This is a genomic window from Streptomyces sp. NPDC006923 (assembly GCF_040635655.1).
GTDB lineage: Bacteria > Actinomycetota > Actinomycetes > Streptomycetales > Streptomycetaceae > Streptomyces.
In genome coordinates this window covers 534804-555517 of the sequence record NZ_JBEYIF010000003.1, presented here as the reverse complement: position 1 = coordinate 555517, position 20714 = coordinate 534804, and the positions used below count along the sequence as shown (strand labels likewise).

Below are 20714 nucleotides of genomic sequence, written 5' to 3'. Positions count from 1 at the left end.
CGGGCCCCATGACGGCGATGTCTTCTACGCCTGACCGCTCACGGCGGACGCCGCGGCCTTCGCCGCCTTCTCCACCAGCGCGACCCCGGCGTCCATGGTGGCGCTGCCCCTCGACAGCACCGCCACCAGGCAGGGACGTCCGTCCACGGATATCCGCCCGATGCTGTTGATGTCCCACAGGCCGGTGGCGCTCCGTTGCAGCCAGCCGTTCTTCAGCCCCGTGACCGAGCCCGCCGCCGACACACCCCAGTCCTGGTCCGCCGCTATCCCGCCCATCAGGCCCCGTGCGTAGGTCTTCGACGCCGTGCTCAGTTCGGAGTCCTCACCGAACACGGCGGACAACAGCACGAGCTGATCGGCCGCGGTGGTCTGCGTCAGCCCCCACAGGCCGTTGGTTCCCGCGGTCGTCCCGGTCAGCCCCAGCCGGCGGTTCGCCGCGTCCAGTCCCCCTGATCCCCCGATCGCGTCCCACAGCGCGTCCGCCGACGCGTTGTCGCTGACCTTGATCATCGCCGTCGCGTAGGTCTTCTCCCGCGCCGTCAGCCGGCGGTCCGCGTCCTGCGCCTTCAGCAGCAGCGCCGCCAGGATGTCGACCTTGACGATGCTCGCCGTGTCGTACGTCTTCCCCGAGCCCACGCCGTACCGCGCGGCGCGGCCGTCCTTCAGATCGAGGATCGCGACCGACACTGAGGCCGAGGTGGCGCCCAGGAGCGGCTTGAGCCGCTCGGACAGGACCTCGTCCGGAGCCCGCTCGGGCTTCGGGGCGGGCAGCGCGCGCACCGATTCCGAGGGCGAGGGGGACGCGGTCGGCGCCGCCGGCAGCGAGACGATCGACGCCAGCGGCGCGATCCCGGACGGCTCGCCGCTCCGGGCGGGGAGAACGCTCATGGGCGGTACGGCCCGCGAGTCACTGTGCGCGGCCCCCTGGAGACCGGCCGTCACCGCCCATCCCGCCACCAGCAGGGTGAGAGCCGCGGAGGTGTGGAGCGCGGGACGGCGGCGTACGGACACGCGCGCGTGCGGAGTCAAACGGTGGCGGGACATGGCGAGAGGTTAAGGAGGCATTCTGAGAGGCAACCGCGCCCCAGGTAAACGTTATGTGACAAATTGCGCTATGCCCCGCGCTGTGCTTGGTTGCCAGGAAAATACCGTGTGATGAAATCGTTACGAAAGGTGCCCTGGGGATCGAGCTTCTCGATCAGCGTTTCGAAGTCGGCGGAGCGCTCGTACAGCGCGCGGACACGCTCCGGAGCCATGGTGAACAGCTTGCCCCAGTGCGGCCTGACGCCGTAGGGCGCCAGCGCCTCCTCGATGACGCCCAGCACAGGTGTCACCGCCGCCGTGTCCGCGATCCAGGTGAAGTGGAACGCCACGGAGTCACGTCCGTACGCCGGGCTCAGCCAGTACTCGTCCGCCGCGACGGTACGGATCTCACCGATCTGGAGGACCGGCGCGATGCGGTCCCTGACACGCGCGAGCGCGTCGAAGGCCGCGAGCCCGTCCTCGCGCGCGACGAAGTACTCGCTCTGCAGTTCCTCGCCATTGCTGGGCGTGAACTCCGGCCGGAAGTGCGGCAGCCGTTCGTACCAGGGCCCGGCGACTCCGGACTGTTCCGTACAGGTGACCGGGTCCATGCCGGGCACCGGGTGCCGGGGGCCGTCCGCGGGCTCGGCACCGAGCAGGCTCGCGGGCGCGGTCGCGCGCTCGTCGTCACCGACCCGGTGCTTCAGCCAGACCTGCTCCACCACGTCGGTCCGCCAGCGGGTGAAGAGGCTGACGCTGTAGGCGGCCGAGAGTATGTCGTCGAACGACTCGCGCAGGCGCGCGTAGGGAAGCCCCTCGTAGACCCATTGCCGGATGTCGTAGGCCGGCACCAGATCAAGTGTCATCCGGGTGACGACGCCGAGAGCGCCCAGCGCGACCACCGCTCCCGCGAAGTCCTTGTCACCCCGGGCGAGAGACACGGTCCCACCGTCGGCGGTGACGATGTCGAGTGCGCGCACCGCCGAGGCGAGCGCGCCGTTGCCGGCCCCCGATCCATGGGTTCCGGTGGCGCAGGCTCCGGCGACCGAGATGTGCGGAAGCGAGCCGAGGTTGTGCAGTGCGAGACCCGCGTCGTGCACGGCCCCGGTGAACTCGGCGAACCGCAGGCCGCCGCTCACCGTGACCGTGGCGGCGGCTCTGTCGACCTCCACGGTCCTGGGCAGTCCCGCCACCGAGACCAGATCGCCGTCGGTGTCCGCGATCCGGTTGAACGAGTGGCCGCTGCCCAGCACGCGCACCGAACGGCTGCCGGCCACGATCTCGCGCAACCGCTCCACCGACGAGGGCCGGTGGACGCGTGCCGCGCTGAAGGTGATGTTGCGTGCCCAGTTCGTCACGGCCGGCGCGGCCGAACGGGCCTCGCCGTCCTGGGCGCCCTCCTGAGGTGCGGCTTCACCGCTGGGTCCGTCGGTGGGTCCAGGCGTGCGGGACACGGTGTTCTCCTTCGCTGCGTTCGTGGGCGGCAGCCGTGCCGCGCGCCCACGTTTCGTTATGCGGCACTCTGACATGCGAGGAGAGGGACCCGTCGCGGCGGCCACCGCACTGGCTGCCGAGACTCAGCCGCGCGGTGCTCCGGCCAGCAGCTCCTCCACACGGCGCAGCCCCTCGCGGACATTGGCCTCGGCGGTGGCCTCCCGCGCCTCGGGAAGGGACAGCCAGCGCAAGGGGGCCTCGGGGCTCTCGGGGCGGATCGCGTCCGGTTCGGCGGTCGCGAGCACGAACCGCAGGTCGGCGTGGGCGTGCGCGGGCTCATCTCCCCTGGCGGGCACGGGGACGATGACCAACTGCACCAGGGAGTCGTCCGGGAAGGGCACGAGGTCGCCGAGACCGGTCTCTTCGGCGGCCTCCCGCAGCGCGACGGCGAGCGGCTCGGTCTCTCCCGGGTCGCCGTGACCGCCCACATGCAGCCAGGACCGCTGCCGCTCGTGCCAGCGCATCAGCACGCGTCCGCTGCCGGGATGCACGATCAGCGCCGACGCCGTCGTGTGCAGCGGGATCGAGCGCGACCACGGGTCGTCGGCGGTCCGGGTGAGTTCGCGTACGCGGCCCACATCAGCGGCCTCGGCCGGGTCGTGCGGACGGTACCGGGACAGCAGATCGAGGATCGGCCGGCGGACGGATTCCATGTGCTCCACCTGTCAGCTCGTCGGGGCGGCCGGTCCCTGTCCGGCCGTCGTACGGCACCGAGGAGATTACGGCCACCGCCGGACGCTGTCCCCCGGTTTGATTCCGGCCCCGGATGCACGCGCCCGTCCGGGAGTTGTGCGGGCGGTTCGGACATACGTCCTGGATGGCGTTTCCCCGGCCGGGCCCGGTCGGCGTCGACCCGCCGTCAGGCGCTCGGTGTCCATGCTTTCGCGTGCGGATCGGTCCACCCGATGAGAACTTTGCGTGCCCGATCGCCTACGCTGCGCGATATGGACAAGGCGGCGGGAGCGTGACCGGCGGACGCGGGGCGCGGCCGTGCGTCGCGCTGTTCGCCGTGCTGGCCGCGCTGCTCCATGTGCTGGGATGTGCCCACGGCCCCGTCTCCGCCGCGCCGCTCCGGAACGCGCCGATGGCCGCGGTGGCCACGCCCGGGACCATGCCCTCCGGGCACACCCCGGCGCCGGTCGCCTGCGCGGGGCGAGCCGCCCATGGCGCGGCGTCGTGTACGGACGCGGACGAGCCGAGCGTTCTGTCACAGCGCACGGACGAGTCCGCCGTGCCGCCCTCGGTGGACGCCGTGAGCGCTGCCGACGCCGCCGTACGGGACGCCGTGCGGCGCCCGGCACGCGCGAGACCGGCCGGTGAGAGCGCGGGAAGCGGCGCGGACCGGCGACGGCGCGCGGCCCTGGGTGTCTGGCGGAACTGATGACGGCCACGGGCCGCAGCCCGCGCGCGAGCCGTTGTGGCCGCGCGCCGTCGACGGCCCGGCCGGCTCGCTGACCGTTCTTCCCGCCACCGCCGCCGAGGCGTGCTCCCGTACGCCCGGCCACAGGAGATCTGTGCAATGAACCCCTTCGGTATGGTCGCCGCCCACACGTCCGTCACCCATACGTCCGCCATCCACACGTCCGCAACCCATACGTCCGCAACCCATACGTCCGCCGCTCCCCTGTCCTCGGCCCACTCGTCTTCGGGCCACATGTGCTGTGGGCCCGCCCAGGTATCGGTGCCCGACTCGCCCGCCCAGTTGCTGACGTCGTCCCTCCAGCCGGCGCACAGCCCGGCGGCGCTCGTCGGCGACACCCCGACCCTGTGGATCGGCGAACCGTTCACCGAGTCCGGCCGCGGCTTCTGGGCCAAGCTGGAGGGCGGCAACCCCGGCGGCATCAAGGACCGCACGGCCCTCTACATGGTGGCCCGCGCCCGGGAGCGCGGCCAACTGCTGCCGGGCGCGCGGATCGTGGAATCCAGCTCCGGCACCCTGGGGCTGGGGCTCGCCCTGGCCGGAGTGGCCTTCGGACATCCGGTCACGGTGGTCACCGATCCGGGCATGGAGCCGCTGATGACCGGTCTGCTGACCGCGTACGGCGCGGATGTCGAGCTGGTGCGGACCCCGCATCCGGTCGGCGGCTGGCAGGAGGCCCGGCGGCAGCGGGTGGCCGAGCTTCTCGCCACGCGGGAGGGCTCATGGTGTCCGGACCAGTACCACAACCCGGACAATGTGGCCGCGTACCGTCCACTGGCACATGAGCTGGTGGCTCAGCTCGGACGCGTCGACACGCTGGTCGCCAGCGTCGGTACGGGCGGGCACTCGGCCGGGATCGCCTCGGTCCTGCGTGGCTTCTTCCCCTCGCTGCGGGTCGTGGGAGTCGACACCACGGGCTCCACCATCTTCGGACAGCCCGTCGCGCCCCGGCTGATGCGTGGGCTTGGCAGCAGCATCTATCCGCGCAATGTCGCGTACGGCCTCTTCGACGAGGTGCACTGGGTCGCCGCGCCGGAAGCGGTCTGGGCGGCGCGTTCGCTGGCGCGGGCGCGCTACGCCACCGGTGGCTGGAGTGTGGGGGCGGTCGCGCTGGTCGCCCGCTGGCTGGCCGCCGTCCGGCCCGCGGAGGAACGGATCGTGGCGGTGTTCCCCGATGGCCCGCAGCGCTATGTCGGGACGGTGTTCGACGACGCGTACTGCCGTGAGCACCACCTGCTGGACCACCGGCCGGCCGACCATCCGCAGGAGATCGCGCATCCCGGCGAACGCGCCGTCACCCGGTGGACGCGGTGCACCACCGTGGTGGATCCGCTCGCCGATGGCACGGACACGGGTCACCGCGGCCTGGCGGGAGCGGCCCGGTGAACGCTCCGGCGAAGACCGCGGCGGGCTCTCCGATCACGGGCCTGTGGGCGAGCACCCGGTCCTTTCCGCCCGCGGCGCGGCTGCTGATGGTGAACCAGTTCGCCATCAATCTCGCCTTCTACATGCTCATGCCGTATCTCGCCGCGCATCTCGCCGGTGGCCTCGGGCTCGCCGCCTGGGCCGTCGGCCTGGTCCTCGGCGTACGCAACCTCTCCCAGCAGGGCATGTTCCTCATCGGTGGCAGCCTCGCCGACCGCTTCGGATACAAGGCGCCGATCATGGCCGGCTGCCTGCTGCGCACGGGCGGATTCGCGCTGCTCGGCTGGGTGGACCAACTCCCCGCGCTGATCGTGGCGTCGGCCGCGACCGGCTTCGCCGGAGCGCTGTTCAACCCGGCGGTGCGCGCCTATCTGGCGGCGGAGGCGGGGGAACGGCGGGTGGCGGCGTTCGCGACGTTCCATGTGTACTACCAGGCCGGGATGGTGCTGGGCCCGCCGGTCGGTCTGGTGCTGCTCGCCTCCGACTTCCGGCTGGTGTGCACGGTGGCGGCGCTGGTCTTCGCCGCGCTGACCCTGTTGCAGTGGCGCGCGCTGCCCGCGCGCGGTGGCGGAAAGGCGGCGGGAGGGCTCACGGGGCTGACCGCGCAGTGGCGCACGGTGCTGGCGAACCGGCCGTTCCTGTTGTTCTCGCTGGCGATGACCGGCTCGTACGTCCTGACCTTCCAGGTCTATCTGGCCCTGCCGCTGGCCGCCGCCGGGGCGCTCGGGGCGGACGGCGCGAAGGCCACCGGCGCCCTGTTCGTGGTCTCGGCCGCCGTGACGGTGGCCGGGCAGCTACGGCTGACGGGATGGGTGACGCGCCGCTGGAGTCCGCACGGCGCGCTGGTGGCGGGTCTCACCGTCATGGGCCTGGCGTTCGTCCCGCTGGCGCTGGTGCCCGCCGGGGACGGAGGCACCGCGCGACTGGGCGTGCTCGCCGCGCTGACGGCGGCGGTGGTGGCGCTGGCCCTCGGAAGCGCGGTGGTCTATCCGTTCGAGATGGACACGGTCGTCGCGCTGTCCCGCGACCGGCTGGTCGCCACGCACTACGGCCTCTACAACACCGTCTCCGGGATCGGTGTCACGCTCGGCAATCTGGCCACCGGCGCACTGTGGGACGTGGCGGAGCGCCATCACGTCCTGTGGCTCACCTGGATCGCGCTCACCGGCACCGGCCTGGCCTGCGCCGGGGCGGTGTCCGCGCTGGCGCGCGGTGGCCGGCTGGAGGCTTCCGTACCCAGGCCGGTGTCCGCCTGACGCACGCCCACAAGGCTCCGTCCCCGGGGACCCGGAGCGGAGCCCACCGGGAGCGGTGGAGGCCGGCGGGCATAGCATCGCCTGCTGACATGGACATCACCTGGTGGGGTTTCGCCGCGCTCGCCGCGGCGGCGACGCTGGTCGGCTTCTCGAAGACGGCGGTGAGCGGCGCGAATACGGTCAGTCTGGCCGTGTTCGCGGCCGTGCTGCCGGCCCGGGAGTCGACCGGCGTGCTGCTGCCCGTGCTGATCGCCGGCGATGTGCTCGCCGTGCTGACCTATCGTCGACACGCGCACTGGCCCACCCTGTGGCGGCTGTTCCCGGCGGTCGCCGCGGGTGTCGTGGTGGGGACGGTGTTCCTGGTCTGGGCCGACGACACCGCCGTGCGCACCTCGATCGGCGCGATTCTGCTGCTGATGGCGGGAGTCACGACAGCGCGGCGGAGGGCCGGAACGGGCGGCGCCAGGCAGGACCGCGCGGCGGAGGGCGGCAGTCCTGAGGCGTCCCGTGGCCGGCTCACGGCCCGTTCGTACGGTGTGCTCGGCGGGTTCACCACCATGGTCGCCAATGCCGGTGGGCCCGTTATGTCGCTTTATCTGCTTTCCGCGGGCTTTCAGAAACTGGGCTTTCTGGGCACCTCCGCGTGGTTCTTCCTCATCGTCAACACGTCGAAGGTGCCATTCAGTGTGGGGCTCGGTCTGATCGACCGGCAGTCCCTGCTGCTCGACGCCGTCCTGGTGCTCTTCGTCATACCGGGCGCCTTCATCGGCAAAATCTGTGTGAACCGCATCGACCAGCGGCTGTTCGAGCGGCTGGTGATCGCGGCGACCGTGCTCGGCGGCCTTCAGCTCCTGCTGCGCTGACCCGTTGAACCGGGGTCTGGTGCGGGGCCCCGGCACTTATGTGAGGTACGTCCTGGCAGAGTAGGTCCGGCAACTGTGGACAGGTGTACTGGCAATACAGGTCGGACGAGGTCGGAGTGTGCGGTGTGGAGCGGGACAAGATGGACTCTCAAACGGTTGCCGGCGCTCCTTGCTGGGTGACCCTGCTCTCGCGTGACATGTCCGCCTCGCAGGCTTTCTACGGGAATGTCCTGGGCTGGACCTATCGGCCGGCGGGGCTGGGGGACGACTTCTGTGTCGCCCTCTCGGACGGTCTGCCCGTCGCGGGCATCGGGGCGCTGGCCACCTCACTCCAGGTCGCCGTCGCCTGGACGCCGTATTTCGCCGTCGCCGACGTGGACGAGGCCGCGGCACGGATCCGGGAGCGCGGTGCCACCGTGGCGGTGGGGCCGCTCGCCTTCCACTCGGGCCGGGCCGCGCTGGCCGCCGACCCGGACGGCGCGGCCTTCGGCATCTGGGAGGGCTCCGTGAGATCCGACTGGACGGTGGGGCGCGGCAGCGCGCCCGCCTGGCTGGAGCTGCGGACACGTGACACCGCCGACGCCGCCCGGTTCTACAGCCAGGTCCTCGGCTGGGCGCCCGAGGCCGACGGCGGTCTCACCCTGACGCACAAGGACGATCACGCCGTACTGCGGCAGAACGAGCATGTGGTCGCCAAGATCCGCGGCGGCGCGGAACAGGCCGTGGCCGACCCGCAGAAGCGGCCTCGGTGGCACGTCTATTTCCGCGTCCCGGAGGTGTCGGGCTCGCTCAAGGCCGCTCTGAACGGCGGGGGCGCACTGGCCTCCACGCCGGACGGCGCCGCCTCGCCGGACGGGAGCACCCAGCGGGAGGCCACCCTGCGCGATCCGGACGGTGCCCTGTTCACCGTCACATCGGGCTGACCCGCACCGCCCGGGACGGTCGGCGGGACGGCCCGGGCGCAACCCGGGCACCCGGCGGAAGAACGCGGAGCGTGATAAAGCAGACACACGGCCCGCATCGGGGGCGGCGTCGCCCGCGGGCCACGATTCCGGGGGCCCGGTCAGGCCGTACGCACCGGAGGAACCCCCTCCACCTCAAAGACGACCTGGTCCTCGTAACACCACCACCAGCCCTCGCCCGGCTCGTACGAGCGGATGAGCGGATGGCCGGACGCCTGGTTGTGCGCGGTCGCGTGCTTGTTCTTGGACGAGTCGCAGCAGCCGATGTGCCCGCAGCTCTGGCACTCCCGCAGATGCACCCAGCCGTCGCCCATGGCGACACACTCCGGGCAACTGTCCTTGCTGTCGGGGCTCACGGGCTCGACATCCGCAAGATGACTGCAGATCAGCCCGCCGAACCGTTCTTCGCTGTTCGCCATGTCGATGCCGCCCTCCGACCGCACGGGTCACTTCAGTCAGTGGCCCTCACACCGTACGGCCGGACCCCGGCCGCCGCCAGCAGAGGCGGAACCGCGAGGCCGCTCCGCACGTCTTGACACCTGTCCGACAACGGAGAAGCTTGGACATTCGGCCTCTGACCGGGGCCGATCGGGGGAATGGGGGGCAGCACGGTGAGAAAGTCGTGTACGCGTATACCGGGAAGGGCCACCGCGCTGGGCGCCGTGGTCGCGCTCACGTTCCCCCTGGCCGGCTGCGGTGGCAGCGGTGGCAGCGACGACGACGCGGGTCCCGATACTCCGGCGACCGTCTCCGCCCCGGCGCCCAGCCCGTCTCCGCCGGTCGAACCCGCTGCCTACCGCACCACGCTGGACACCACACTCGGCCCGCTCGACAAGGCACTGCGCGCGGTCGACAGCGCGCGCGAGGGCAGTGCGCTGAACCAGGCCCTCGACACCGCTTCCACGGCGGCCACCACCGCCGCCGCCGAACTGGACACGGCGGAGACACCCGACGACGCCGTCAGCGGCAACGCGAGTCTCGCCGACTCGCTGCGCGATCTGAGCCAGAGCCTTGACGACGCGCGCGCCGACGAGGGCCGCTGTGCCACCTCTCCGCGTGTCGAGCTGCACTCGGCCGACAGTCTCGGGACCGTCCGGGACGCCGCCGGCGCGCTCACCGGTCTCGGTTACACCGTGCGGCTGAAGCTGCCGCGCACCGAGAAGCCGGGCAATCGGCGGCTCGGCAACGGCTCCTTCGTGAAGGACAGCCGAAGCAGCGGGCTGGGCCGGCTCACCATCAGGAACAGCACCGGCTCCGACACCGTGGTCTCCCTCACCCGTGGCAAGCGGACCGCCTTCACGGTCTATGTCCGCAAGGGCTCCAGCATCACGGTGCGACGCGTCCGGGACGGCTCGTACAGCGTGTATTTCACGGCCGGAGCGGACTGGAACTCCTCGAAGAGGTCGTTCACCCGTGATTGCAGCTTCGAGAAGTTCGACGACAAGGCCGACTTCAGGACCGTCCAGGTGTCCGGTGGCACCCAGTACACCGTGCTGACCTTCTCGCTGGCCAGGACGATCGGCGGCAACGCGACCACCAGCGAGGTGCCGGAGGACGAGTTCCCGTCCTGAACCGGCCCGTCCGGGCCGGCCGCTGCCGGGCCGGCCCGCGCGACGCGCACCCGTGGTGATTACGCGTCGCGGCGGAGGGTCACACGTGGACGAACCGCGCGATCCGCTCGCGCAGCATCGCGGCGAACTCCTCGGCACCGACGAGCTGCGACCTCAGGTCCGCCACCCGTTCCGCGGTGGCGCGCTCGAATTCGGCGACGCGCCGCAGCAGTTGGTCCCGTTCGTCCGCCGTCGGCGGCTCTTCGCCGTCGAGCCGGTCGGTGATCGCGAGCAGGACGCGCATCTCGTCCAGTGTGAATCCGAGGGGGGTCATCCGACGGATGATCATCAGCCGGGCCGCGTCCGCCTCGGTGTAGAGACGCAGTCCGCCCTGGGAGAGGGCCGAGGGGGCGACGAGCCCGGACTCCTCGTAATACCGGATGGTGCGCAGGGACAGCCCGGTACGCACGGCCACCTCACCGATCCGCATGTTTCTGGGGTACACGTGTGGTCCTGACCTTTCCGCTCGGGTGCCCGCGGCGTCGCTGCGGGCCGCGCCGATCCGCCCTCCGACGTTAGATCGGAGTCGGCCGGGACCCGGGGCAGCCGCGCCGCGCCGTACGGGTGCCGCGGTGCCGGATCACCACGGCGCACCCGGCCGGTCCGCCGTCAGGGCTTGTACACCTTTCCCGGCTCGGGGACGCCGGGCGCCAGCAGTTCGGGGACCGTGACGAAGGTGTAGCCGCGCCTCTTCAGCTCGTCGATGATCGCGGGCACGGCGGGCACGGTGCCCCGGTAGATGTCGTGCAGCAGGATGATGCCGTCCGGGCCCGCCGCGTCCAGGATCCGGTCCTCGATGAGCTGGGAGTCCGTCGTCGCGTAGTCCTTGGCGGTGGCGCTCCAGAGGACCTGGGCGAGGCCGAGATCCCGGCACACGTCGGAGACCTCCCGGTCGGTACGGCCCTGCGGCGGACGCATCAGCGTGGGTGTGCGGCCGGTCAGCGCCGCGATGGCGTCCTGTGTACGGGAGAGCTCCTCGCGTATGCCGTCGGCGTCCAGATCGGTCAGCCGCTGGTGGGTCCAGGTGTGGTTGCCCACTTCGTGCCCCTCCCGAGCCATTCTGCGCACCAGGTCCGGGTGGGGGACGACATGGTTCTTGCCGAGCAGGAAGAAGGTCGCGTGCACCTTCTTCTCCTTGAGTATGTCGAGCAGCCGGGGTGTGTCCTCGGAGGGTCCCGCGTCAAAGGTGAGGGCTATACAGCGGGCCTGGCGGCAGTCCACTCCGGTCTTCACGAGCGCTCCGGCGGCAGGGTGGCTCCGGGCGTCGCCGGGCGAGGTGGTGGCGGCCGAGCAACCGCTCAGCACCAGGCTCAATGACGCGACCGCGGCCAGCGCGGCGGTGATCCCCGGCCCGGACGCCGGTTTCTTCCCTGGCATGACGCATCCCTCTTCCTTGGGTGAGTGACCGGCGACGGGGCCGGATGTGGGCAGCGCGAAGCGGCGCCGGGCGCGGACGGGGGCCGGCACCCACGGCCGACCGACCGCGGGTCAACGCGGACGGACCGCGCGAGTGAGCTGACGCGCGGGCGCGGCGAAGCGAGTGCGTGACGAGTCGGCGGGCGGGGCGGCCGCTACGCCGTGGCGATCGGCGAAGAGCGGATCACCGGAGAACGGGCCTCAGCGATCCGGTCTCGGGCACGGACCGCCGGTCGGTCGGAAACTCCTTCAGGGGTGAGCAGGCGGGGGCGAGGTGATTTCAGGAGCCCGGGCAGGGCGCGGCAAGGACCATGCGGAGCACTATACACGGCACGTATACATGCGGTGTATACCTGCCGCGCATAGTGGATGAGCAGGAGCGTTCGGGAGCTGGGGAGGGGTCGGGCACTACCGGCCCGAACGGATCGATGTGACATGCACTCAGATGTTCCGTACGGCATTCAACACAGCGCGTACGGGCTCCCGTCACCCTGCCGTCATCCGGCCACTCGAACATCCGAGCTGCCGCGCATCACAGCTCGGGTCAGAGGTATCGGCGAGGAGCAGAAATGGGCCACGGCCATCACCATCCGCACGATCACACGCACCACACCCCGGCCGGCACGGACCCGCTGCCCAAGGCGCTCGATGTGAGCGTCCCCGACAGCGAGCTCTCCCCCAGTCAGCTCTCGCGGCGTTCGATGCTGCGTCGCGCCGGTCTCCTCGGCGCGGGTCTCGCCGGAGCGGGCGTGCTGGGCGGTGCCACCTCCGCCGCCGCCACCTCGCGCGGTTCCGGCGGCAACGGCAAGAACAACGGTTTCCTCTGGCTGGCCGGCGACCACCACATCCACACCCAGTACAGCGACGACGGCAAGTACCGCGTCCTGGACCAGGTGCGGCAGGGCGCGCGCCACGGGCTGGACTGGATGGTCATCACCGACCACGGCAGCGCCACGCACGCGAAGATCGGGGTGGACAAGGTCAACCCCGACATCAAGGAAGCGCGCGACACCTATCAGGACTCGCTCGTCTTCCAGGGCCTGGAGTGGAACATCCCGGGCGCCGAGCACGCCACCGTCTTCGTGCACCCGGGCCGCAACGAGGTGGAGGTGCTGAAGAAGTTCGAGAACGACTACGACGGGAGCCTGCACCCGAACACGTCCGCCACCGTCAATGAGGCGCTGGCCGTCTCCGGTCTGCGCTTCCTCGCCGACCAGGTGCACCGCCGCAAGGTCGACGACATCCTGATGCTCGCCAACCACCCGGCGCGCAACGGCATCGACTCGCCCCACGAGATCCGCGGCTGGCGCGACGCCACCTCCGCCGACCACCCGATCGCCATCGGCATGGAGGGCGCTCCGGGACACCAGGCCGCCAGCCTGCCCAGCCCCGGTGGCAGCGGACGTGGCCGCGGCTACTACGAGAACGCCCCCAGTGCCAACTCCTTCCCCGGCTACCCCCCGGAGAGCTACCGCACCTGGGGCGGTTTCGACTGGATGACCGCCACCGTCGGGGGTCTCTGGGACAGCCTGCTGGCCGAGGGCAAGCCCTGGTGGATCACGGCGAACTCCGATTCGCACAGCGTCTACGCCGAGCCCTCCGTCCACGGGCCCGACACCAACTTCACCCGCGACGGCCGGCACGCCGACCCGGTGTACGGCAAGGGGCTGGACCTCACCCAGGGCGACTTCTGGCCGGGCCACTACAGCCGTACGCATGTCGGCGCCGAGCGCTTCTCGTACGCGGCCGTCATGGACGCCATGCGGGCCGGCCGGATCTGGGTCGACCACGGCGGCCTGATCAGCGGTCTCGACGCGCGGCTGAAGGGCGGCGGACGCTGGGCGACGCTCGGTGGCGCGCTGCACGTCAAGCGCGGTACGGAGGTCGAGCTGAGCATCGACATCGCGCTGGCCAACGGTGCGAACTGGGCGCAGTTCATACCGACGCTGGCCCGCGTCGATGTCATCCAGGGCCAGGTCACCGGCGCGGTCCGGGACAAGGACACCTTCGCCGCGCCGACCGCCAGGGTCGCCAAGTCCTTCGAGGTCAACAAGTCGAAGGGCACCGTCAAGCTGACGTACCGGCTCGGCCGGGTCTCCGGCCCGCTGTATGTCCGGCTGCGCGGCACCGACGGAAACCGCAGCTCCGTCGGGCTGGGCGGCGCCAAGGTCGACCCCGCGGGCCCGGCCGTCGATGTGATCGGTGACGCCGACCCGTGGAAGGACCTGTGGTTCTACTCGAACCCGATCTGGGTGCTGCCTTCCTGACCAGGTCCTGACCACCCGGCCGGGTGACCGCCGCGCGGCGGTCACCGGCGCCCGCCGATGTCCCGGCGCGGCCGGGGGGGCGGGGCGGGAACATCCGGGGCCGTCCACCCGTTGAACCCATTGAGGGTGTGGATGGAACTGTGTCCCCGGGCCCCATATGAGAATCGCCCATGGGGAAGATCGTTCGGCTGAAGCCCCATGGAGCCTGCCGCCGCGAGGCGACCGCCATCCGCACTCTCCCTCATCGGCCCCGACCGGCGTCCCCCCGTCCGGTCGGGGTCTCTTCGTGTCCCGATCCGGAGCTCCGGGACAGAGCTGTTGCGATTCCGGGACGGCGTCACCGCACGGTTCGCGGGGGGCGCCGTAAAATTTCCTATTGTGCGTTTCACAGTTTTGGGGCCGGTCAGAGCATGGCGCCAGGGCACCGAGCTGGATCTGGGTCCGCCCAAACGGCGGGCCCTGCTCGCCCTGCTGCTGACGCAGCCTGGACGGCCCGTGGCGATGCACGAGATCGTCGATGTGCTGTGGGGTCAGGATCCACCGAGCAGCGCGGTCAATGTGGTGCACCGACATGTGGGGGCGCTCCGCCGACTGCTGGAGCCCGATCTGCCGGTGGGCGCGGCCTCCCGGACCGTGGTGCGCGGCTCCGGCGGATACCGGCTGGACATCGATGCGAACGCCGTCGACCTGCTGCGTTTCCGCGCGAAGCGGGAGGAGGGCCGCCGGGCCGCCGACGAGGGACAGCCGGCCAGGGCCACGGAACTGCTTGTCGAGGCGCTGAACCTGTGGCGCGGCCCCACGGCGGCGGGGATCGCCCCCCAGGTACGTGCGCATCCCGTCTTCGAGGCCATCGACCGGGAGCATCTCTCCGTGGTCAAGGAGGCCGCAGAAACGGCGCTGGCGGCCGGGTCCGGGCTCCCCGACCGGGTGCTGATCACACTCAGGCAGGCCGCCGCCCACCACCCGCTGGACGAGGTGCTCCAGGCGAGGCTGATCGTGGTGCTCGCGGCGACCGGTCATCAGGCGGAGGCGCTCAGCGTCTACCAGTCGGTACGCTCCCGGCTCGCCGACGAGCTGGGTCTGGACCCCGGTCCCGAGCTGCGTGAGGCGCAGCGGCAGGTGCTGAGTGGGGCCGCGGACCAGGGCGGCCCGCGCGCCGCCGCCGAGGACGCCGATCTACCGGGCGCCGGTGCCCCTCCGGCCACCGGGACCGCCGAGGGACCGGCCGTCCCGGAGCCGGGTGCCGAGCCGTACACGCCCAGGGAGCGGCCGGCCCAGTTGCCCGCCGACCTCTCGGCCTTCACCGGCCGGCGTGCCGAGCTGGCCGGAGTCCAGGCGCTGCTTCCCGAAGGGGACGAAGCCTCCGCCGTGGTGATCAGCGCGATCGGCGGTATGGCCGGGGTCGGCAAGACCGCGCTCGCCGTGCACTGGGCCCATGAGGTGGCCGATCGCTTCCCCGACGGTCAGCTCTATGTGAATCTGCGCGGCTTCGATCCCACCGGGCCGGTCATGACGCCGGCCGAGGCGATCCGTGGCTTCCTCGACGCCTTCGGGGTCCCCGCGTCCCGTATCCCCGCCGGCCTCGACGCCCAGGCGGCGCTCTACCGCAGTCTGCTGGCCGGCCGGCGTGTGCTCGTCCTGCTGGACAACGCCCGCGACACCGAACAGGTGCGCCCCCTGCTGCCGGGAGCCCCCGGCTGTCTGGCCATCGTCACCAGCCGCAACCAGCTCCACGGGCTGATCGCCGCCGAAGGGGCCCGCCCCCTGGTGCTCGATCTGCTCACCGTGCCCGAGGCGAGGGAATTCCTGACGCGCCGGCTCGGCTCTGCCCGGGTGGCCACCGAAGCACGGGCCGTCGACCAGATCATCGAGCTGTGCGGACGCCTGCCGCTCGCGCTGGCCGTGGTGAGCGCCCGGGCCGCCGTCCATCCGTCGTTCTCGCTCTCCTCCATCGCGGCGGAGCTGCGGGAGAGCCACGGCAGCCTCGACGCCTTCGCCGGGGGCGAGCCCGTCACCGACGCCCGCAGCGTCTTCTCCTGGTCGTACCGCACGCTCAGTTGCGGCGCCGCACGGCTGTTCCGCCTGCTCGCGCTGCATCCGGGACCCGACTGCTCGACCACCGCCACGGCGAGCCTGGCCGGTCTGCGGGTGCCCGAGGTGCGGCCGCTGCTGATGGAACTGGTCCGCGCGCATCTGCTCACCGAGCACGCACCCGGCCGGTTCGTCTCGCATGAGCTGCTGCGCGCCTACGCGGCCGAACTGACCCGGAGCCAGGACCCCGAGGAGGTCCGCGAGGACGCCCGCCGTCGGTTGTTCGACCACTATCTGCACAGCGCGCACACCGCCGACACCCGGCTCGCCCCGTACCGGGAGCGCCCGGCCCTGACGGCGCCGTGTCCGGGCGCGAACCCCCGGCGGTTCGCCAGCCGGGAGGACGCCGCGGACTGGCTGACCTCGGAACGCCCCGTACTGCTGGCGGCCGTGGCCCAGGACGCCAGAAGCGGCACCGGGACGCACTGCTGGAGGCTGGCCGCGACCCTGGAGCTCTTCCTGGACCGGCACGGGCGGCGGCAGGACCAACTGGCCGTCCAGGGCATGGCGCTGACGGCGGCCCAGGCACAGGGTGATGTGCCGGGGCAGGCGCACGCGCATCGCGCGCTGGGTTTTGTGAGCGGGCGGCTGCACCGCCACAACGACGCCCGTGAGCACCTGCTCAGGGCGCTGGAGCTGTTCGCCGAGATCGGTGACCTGGTCGGCCAGGGACGAGTCCACCGCTATCTCGCGTTCCAGTGCAACACCGTGGGCCGCCACGCCGACGCGCTCGACCACTACCAGCGGGCCTCCCGGTTCTACCGGGCGGCCGGCCACCGCAGCGGGCAGGCCGGCATCTTCAACGAGGTGGGCTGGACCCACATCCTGCTCGGCGAGTACGAGGAGGCCCTGGTCCAGTGCCGGCAGGCCCTCGCCCTGGGACAGGAGATCGGCGACAGCAACGGCGCGGCGGCCGCCTGGGACAGCCTGGGCTACGCCCACCATCATCTCGGCCGCCACCAGGAGGCCCTGTCCTGCTACGGGCACGCGCTGGACCTCTACCGGGAGGTCAGCGACCGTTATCTGGAAGCCGACACCCTCGTGCACATCGGCGACACCCATGAGGCTCTCGGCGCCGACCACCGCGCCGCTTTCGCCTGGCAGCACGCGCTGGACATCCTCGACGGCTTCGGACACCCGGACGCGGAGCCGGTCCGCGAGAAGCTCGGACGTCTCGACGGCGCCACTCGCCGGGCGGCCCTGAACCGCCGGTTCTGACACCGCGGCCCCTGTCCCGAAACGACGGTCCCCCGGGTGAACGCCGAAGACGCGTCGTGCCGTGTATAGGGCGAGGCTCCGCTCCGGAGAGCGGAAGCACGGCACACGCAAGGAATGTGATGAACAAGATTTCTCGGAACGTCCTTCTCATGGGGGCCGCCGCCACGATGCTGCTGAGCGTCACGGCGTGCGGGCAGGACTCGACCGAGCCCAAGGCGGCGAAGGTGAAGCCGCCGGCCGTGTCGGTCCTGCCGGAGACCTCCGCGGCTCCGTCCGCCGCGGCCGCCGGCCAGCTCGCGGTACGGGTGGACAGCAAGCTGAAGTCCGTGGTGACCGACGGCGGGGGCAACACGCTGTACGTCTTCGACAAGGACGCGGCCAAGCCGGGCACGTCGGCCTGTGACGGCGACTGCGCCACGACCTGGCCGCCGGTCCCCGCGGACGCGACGGTGTCGGCCGGGCTCAACCAGGATCTGCTCGGCTCGGTCACCCGCTCCGACGGTTCCAAGCAGCTCGCGCTCGCGGGCAAGCCGCTCTACCGCTACGCCAAGGACACCAAGCCCGGCGACATCAACGGCCAGGGTGTCGGCGGTGTCTGGTACGCGTCGGCGCCCGACGGCGGGAAGGCCGGCGTACCGCGGCCCGCGCTCGGTGTGCTCGACAGCCCCAAGCTCGGCAAGATCCTCACGGACAAGGACGGCAAGACGCTCTACCTCTTCACCAAGGACCAGCCCTGGCCCATGAAGACGGCGTGCGACGCGGCCTGTCTGCGGAAGTGGACGCCCAGCGCGCCCGTCACCGCGGAGCAGGCCAAGGCGGCGGGGCTCGACCCCAAGGCGCTCTTCACCTTCACGACGCCGGACGGCACAAAGCAGGAGTCCTTCAACTGCTGGCCCGCGTACACCTTCAACGGTGACGAGCAGCCCGGCCAGACCAACGGCCAGGGTGTCGGCGGCGTGTGGTTCGCCATCAAGCAGGACATCAGTGTCGACCGGGGCAAGACCGTCCCCGCGGCCAAGGGATAACGGACCGGCCGGTCCGGGCGCCGAGGGGGCGCCCGGACCGGGGAGGACCGGGCTCCGGGCCCGCAGGGAACGTATCGGTCCCGGCGGGCCCGCGCGTCCGACGGCCTCGTTCCACCCGCCGTTGCGCGGGCCGCGGCACGGCCGCCCGGAGGAGGTGCCGCTGAAGTGCCGCCGGAGCACAGAATTCCGGCACTGTTTCGGCACTGGGGTCTCCCTAGGCTCTCCTACACGTCGCTCCCACCGGAGCCGCGTCCCGGTACGGCGGTGCGTGTCGCCGTGCCCGTCGTCCGCCCCGGGCACCTCACCTCGGCGGGAGACACGTCCCTCCTCGCGCGCCCCGGACCCCGAGCCTCCTGTGACAGCGGTGACTCGCGGAGCGCCGCCGGCACGATTCCCCCTCAGGAACCACAGGACATGAAGACACTCGCGGCACCCACGGCCCCGCCGACCGCCGCCCAGGAACATCTCCTCCACCGTCTGGTGGCGGACCACGGCAAGGCGCTACTGGCCTACGCGGAGAAGCTGCTGAGCGATCGCCATCTCGCGGAGGACATCGTCCAGGAGACGCTCATCCGTGCCTGGCGCCACACCGACCGGCTCTACAGCACCGAGGGATCGGTGCGCGGCTGGCTGCTCACCGTCACCCGCAATCTGGTGATCGACCGCCTCCGCAGCGCGCCCAGCCGGTACGAGACGGTGGGCGCCGAGGGCCAGGACATGGCCCAGCGGGACCATGTGGACGCCGTCCTCGCGTCCGTCGACGCCACCGGCCTGCTGCGGCAGTTGTCCGTCGAACACCGCGAAGTACTGGTGCACACCTATCTCTGCGGCCGTACCGTGCAGGAGACGGCCGGGATCCTGGGCATACCCGCGGGCACGGTCAAGTCCCGGCAGCACTACGCGCTGAGCAAACTGCGCCTGCGCGTCCTCGCCGGTGTCCGGGGAGACTGAGACGGTCCCCCGGACGGCCGGTCCGTCACGCCCCGTCAGGCGGGCACCGTCAGGGTCACTCCGAGGACGGGGAGTTCGACCGTTCCCTCGGAGCCGGTGTGCCAGCGCCAGTGCGCCCCGCCCACTTCGCCGCAGACCAGACCGGTCCAGCCGGCGCCGCCGGGCCCGCACAGCGCGAGGAGTTCCGCGGCCTCCCGTTCGCCCGGCACACCGGACAGCACGACCAGGCCCTTGACCGGGCGGCGGGACGCGGCGGCGCGGACGGTGCCGGGACGCGGCGCCGTCCCGGGCGACGGCCGCCGGCCTCCGTCGGCGGAGGGCAGTTCGCTCAGTGCCCGTGGTACGGGAATCGGGGGCGCCCCGTCCGTACCGCGCAGTACCGTCACGGGGACGTCCGGCCTGCTGCGCGCGACCTCCGCGAGCAGGCTCCGCACCACGTCACGGGCGACTCCGTGGTCGCCGGTGACGCTGAGGATCCCGTCCAGCCCGGTGAGGTCGACAAAGACCGGCTCGCCCTCGCCATCGGTGCCCACCCGCACCAGGCACGCGGGCACCGCCGGCAGGGGAGCCCGGGATCCGCTGCCTTCCTCGGTCCCGCGGTTCAGCCAGGCGGTGGCCGCGGCGGGACGCCGCCAGCGGGTGCTGTCGATCCGCTGCCAGGGCGCGGCGGCGCTGTCCGAGGCGGCCAGCCACGCCGTCACTCCCCCGTCGTCCACCCGGAGCGCGTGCACGGCGGTCTCGTTCCGGCCGCCGCGGCCCGCGAACTCCTCCACCGCGCCGTAGGCCCGGCGTACCGACTCGGCGTCACCGGCGAAGCGGGACGCGAGGGAGCGGCGGTGCTGGAGCCTGCGCCTGCGCCGCGCCGGTTCGCCCAGTGCGCGGAAGGCGCGGGCGAGCGCCGTGAACGCGCGGCGCAGCCGGCGCCTGGCCACGATTCCCGCCGTGACCAGCGCCAGCACTATCGCGCCCAGCGCGGCCAGTACGGCGGGCAGCGGAATCTCGAAGGAGCCGGAATCCGTCCCCGCGCTCTCCGTGGCACCGCCGGGCGGGGGCGAGGCGTTCTGGTTCCCGGACTCCCTGGCCAACTGGACGTCGGGGCCGTCCGCGTCCTGAGGGAGCCGCAGGATCCAGCCGGGCCGCAGCGCGTCGGTCCGGTTGGTGAGCGCGGCGCCGTCCGGCTGTGCGAGCCCCCGGTTGAGCGCGAAGATCTCGTCGCCCCGCGCCGGATCGCCGAGTGTGCCGGTGGCGACGGACTCCAGGGTGTCGGCGGCGCCGCCGGTCTGGTCCGGCGACTTCACCACGTACACCTTGATGAGGTCGTCGCCGTCGGCCGCCGCGGCGGGCCCGGCCGCTCCGAGGGCCGCGCAGAGAGCCAGCAGCACGGCCACGACGACGGCCCGCAGACGCGCGTGTCCGCCCCGCCCCGGAGTGTTGGCCTGCTGGCGACGCGTGGCGCGGGCGCCGTTCCTCATGTTCTTCCCACCCATGTCTCTCCGGGTTCTGGTGTCCCGGTCCATGTCACCCAGTACACGGGGGCGCCGGGGAAAAGGTTCGAAGGGCAGGCGCCGGATCCGTCCCGAGGCGATCTGAACCCAATGGGCGGGACCTCCCGTGTACAGACCGGCAAGCATTCACACCTGTTCGGGGGACGCAAGTGGCGCGACGGCACACGTCAGGCTTCGACATACTCGGC

17 protein-coding genes are annotated in these 20714 nt (G+C 71.9%); 10 read left to right on the top strand and 7 right to left on the bottom strand.

The genetic code is table 11. The features are described 5' to 3' along the window. Positions 1-24 precede the first annotated feature (24 nt). From ABZ707_RS08385 to ABZ707_RS08375, 3 genes are all read right to left on the bottom strand, one after another. Positions 25-1044 carry a serine hydrolase gene (locus tag ABZ707_RS08385; RefSeq protein WP_360169779.1) on the bottom strand — a complete coding sequence of 340 codons (1020 nt, stop codon included), beginning with the start codon at positions 1042-1044 and terminating at the stop codon, positions 25-27. Positions 1045-1112: 68 nt separating this feature from the next. Further along, positions 1113-2381 (bottom strand): D-arabinono-1,4-lactone oxidase, encoded by a 1269-nt coding sequence (locus tag ABZ707_RS08380; protein WP_360169931.1) that lies wholly within the window; start codon positions 2379-2381, stop codon positions 1113-1115. 219 nt (positions 2382-2600) lie between these two features. After that, on the bottom strand, positions 2601-3170 hold the full coding sequence (locus ABZ707_RS08375; RefSeq protein WP_360169776.1) for an NUDIX domain-containing protein: 570 nt from the start codon (positions 3168-3170) through the stop codon (positions 2601-2603). A gap of 311 nt (positions 3171-3481) precedes the next feature. On the opposite strand from ABZ707_RS08375, the gene ABZ707_RS08370 reads away from it, so the two are divergent. The 5 genes from ABZ707_RS08370 (at position 3482) to ABZ707_RS08350 (ending at position 8404) form a co-directional block, all read left to right on the top strand. Continuing rightward, positions 3482-3898 carry a hypothetical protein gene (locus ABZ707_RS08370; protein ID WP_360169773.1) on the top strand — a complete coding sequence of 139 codons (417 nt, stop codon included), beginning with the start codon at positions 3482-3484 and terminating at the stop codon, positions 3896-3898. A gap of 273 nt (positions 3899-4171) precedes the next feature. Then, positions 4172-5323 (top strand): PLP-dependent cysteine synthase family protein, encoded by a 1152-nt coding sequence (locus tag ABZ707_RS08365; RefSeq protein ID WP_360169928.1) that lies wholly within the window; start codon positions 4172-4174, stop codon positions 5321-5323. Between the two features lie 32 nt (positions 5324-5355). Then, positions 5356-6618: an MFS transporter gene (locus ABZ707_RS08360; protein ID WP_360169925.1), complete on the top strand. Its 1263-nt coding sequence runs from the start codon at positions 5356-5358 to the stop codon at positions 6616-6618. 89 nt (positions 6619-6707) lie between these two features. Continuing rightward, complete coding sequence (locus tag ABZ707_RS08355) at positions 6708-7481, top strand: sulfite exporter TauE/SafE family protein (protein ID WP_360169770.1); 774 nt, start codon at positions 6708-6710, stop codon at positions 7479-7481. Positions 7482-7621: 140 nt separating this feature from the next. Next, positions 7622-8404, top strand: a complete 783-nt coding sequence (locus ABZ707_RS08350) for a VOC family protein (RefSeq protein WP_360169922.1) — start codon at positions 7622-7624, stop codon at positions 8402-8404. A 140-nt stretch (positions 8405-8544) separates the two neighbouring features. Here the strand turns inward: ABZ707_RS08350 and ABZ707_RS08345 are convergent, their stop codons facing one another. Then, positions 8545-8862 (bottom strand): UBP-type zinc finger domain-containing protein, encoded by a 318-nt coding sequence (locus tag ABZ707_RS08345; protein ID WP_360169767.1) that lies wholly within the window; start codon positions 8860-8862, stop codon positions 8545-8547. A gap of 192 nt (positions 8863-9054) precedes the next feature. Between ABZ707_RS08345 and ABZ707_RS08340 the strand changes: the two genes are divergently transcribed. Then, on the top strand, positions 9055-10014 hold the full coding sequence (locus ABZ707_RS08340; protein WP_360169764.1) for a hypothetical protein: 960 nt from the start codon (positions 9055-9057) through the stop codon (positions 10012-10014). Positions 10015-10093: 79 nt separating this feature from the next. Here ABZ707_RS08340 and ABZ707_RS08335 read toward each other — a convergent pair whose 3' ends face one another. After that, positions 10094-10483 (bottom strand): MerR family transcriptional regulator, encoded by a 390-nt coding sequence (locus ABZ707_RS08335; protein ID WP_360169761.1) that lies wholly within the window; start codon positions 10481-10483, stop codon positions 10094-10096. Positions 10484-10662: 179 nt separating this feature from the next. Beyond that, positions 10663-11430 (bottom strand): polysaccharide deacetylase family protein, encoded by a 768-nt coding sequence (locus ABZ707_RS08330; RefSeq protein ID WP_360169758.1) that lies wholly within the window; start codon positions 11428-11430, stop codon positions 10663-10665. A gap of 608 nt (positions 11431-12038) precedes the next feature. On the opposite strand from ABZ707_RS08330, the gene ABZ707_RS08325 reads away from it, so the two are divergent. The 4 genes from ABZ707_RS08325 to ABZ707_RS08310 all read left to right on the top strand — a co-directional run bounded on the left by ABZ707_RS08325 (position 12039) and on the right by ABZ707_RS08310 (position 19021). Next, complete coding sequence (locus tag ABZ707_RS08325; protein WP_360169755.1) at positions 12039-13736, top strand: PHP domain-containing protein; 1698 nt, start codon at positions 12039-12041, stop codon at positions 13734-13736. Between the two features lie 378 nt (positions 13737-14114). Next, positions 14115-17045: a BTAD domain-containing putative transcriptional regulator gene (locus tag ABZ707_RS08320; RefSeq protein ID WP_360169752.1), complete on the top strand. Its 2931-nt coding sequence runs from the start codon at positions 14115-14117 to the stop codon at positions 17043-17045. Between the two features lie 119 nt (positions 17046-17164). Further along, positions 17165-18070: an SCO0930 family lipoprotein gene (locus ABZ707_RS08315; RefSeq protein WP_360169749.1), complete on the top strand. Its 906-nt coding sequence runs from the start codon at positions 17165-17167 to the stop codon at positions 18068-18070. Positions 18071-18484: 414 nt separating this feature from the next. Further along, positions 18485-19021 carry a sigma-70 family RNA polymerase sigma factor gene (locus ABZ707_RS08310; protein ID WP_360169746.1) on the top strand — a complete coding sequence of 179 codons (537 nt, stop codon included), beginning with the start codon at positions 18485-18487 and terminating at the stop codon, positions 19019-19021. A gap of 35 nt (positions 19022-19056) precedes the next feature. On the opposite strand, the gene ABZ707_RS08305 is transcribed toward ABZ707_RS08310, so the two are convergent. Beyond that, the gene (locus ABZ707_RS08305; protein ID WP_360169743.1) at positions 19057-20508 is read right to left on the bottom strand and encodes a hypothetical protein; all 1452 of its coding nucleotides are present in this window, start codon (positions 20506-20508) and stop codon (positions 19057-19059) included. Positions 20509-20714: the final 206 nt, after the last annotated feature.

Coding starts and splice junctions, on each gene's coding strand:
- ABZ707_RS08385 (WP_360169779.1), bottom strand. CDS start 1,044: ATGTCCCGCCACCGTTTGACTCCGCACGCGCGCGTGTCCGTACGCCGC.
- ABZ707_RS08375 (WP_360169776.1), bottom strand. CDS start 3,170: ATGGAATCCGTCCGCCGGCCGATCCTCGATCTGCTGTCCCGGTACCGT.
- ABZ707_RS08365 (WP_360169928.1), top strand. CDS start 4,172: ATGTGCTGTGGGCCCGCCCAGGTATCGGTGCCCGACTCGCCCGCCCAG.
- ABZ707_RS08355 (WP_360169770.1), top strand. CDS start 6,708: ATGGACATCACCTGGTGGGGTTTCGCCGCGCTCGCCGCGGCGGCGACG.
- ABZ707_RS08350 (WP_360169922.1), top strand. CDS start 7,622: ATGGACTCTCAAACGGTTGCCGGCGCTCCTTGCTGGGTGACCCTGCTC.
- ABZ707_RS08345 (WP_360169767.1), bottom strand. CDS start 8,862: ATGGCGAACAGCGAAGAACGGTTCGGCGGGCTGATCTGCAGTCATCTT.
- ABZ707_RS08335 (WP_360169761.1), bottom strand. CDS start 10,483: ATGCGGATCGGTGAGGTGGCCGTGCGTACCGGGCTGTCCCTGCGCACC.
- ABZ707_RS08330 (WP_360169758.1), bottom strand. CDS start 11,430: ATGCCAGGGAAGAAACCGGCGTCCGGGCCGGGGATCACCGCCGCGCTG.
- ABZ707_RS08325 (WP_360169755.1), top strand. CDS start 12,039: ATGGGCCACGGCCATCACCATCCGCACGATCACACGCACCACACCCCG.
- ABZ707_RS08315 (WP_360169749.1), top strand. CDS start 17,165: ATGAACAAGATTTCTCGGAACGTCCTTCTCATGGGGGCCGCCGCCACG.
- ABZ707_RS08310 (WP_360169746.1), top strand. CDS start 18,485: ATGAAGACACTCGCGGCACCCACGGCCCCGCCGACCGCCGCCCAGGAA.
- ABZ707_RS08305 (WP_360169743.1), bottom strand. CDS start 20,508: ATGGGTGGGAAGAACATGAGGAACGGCGCCCGCGCCACGCGTCGCCAG.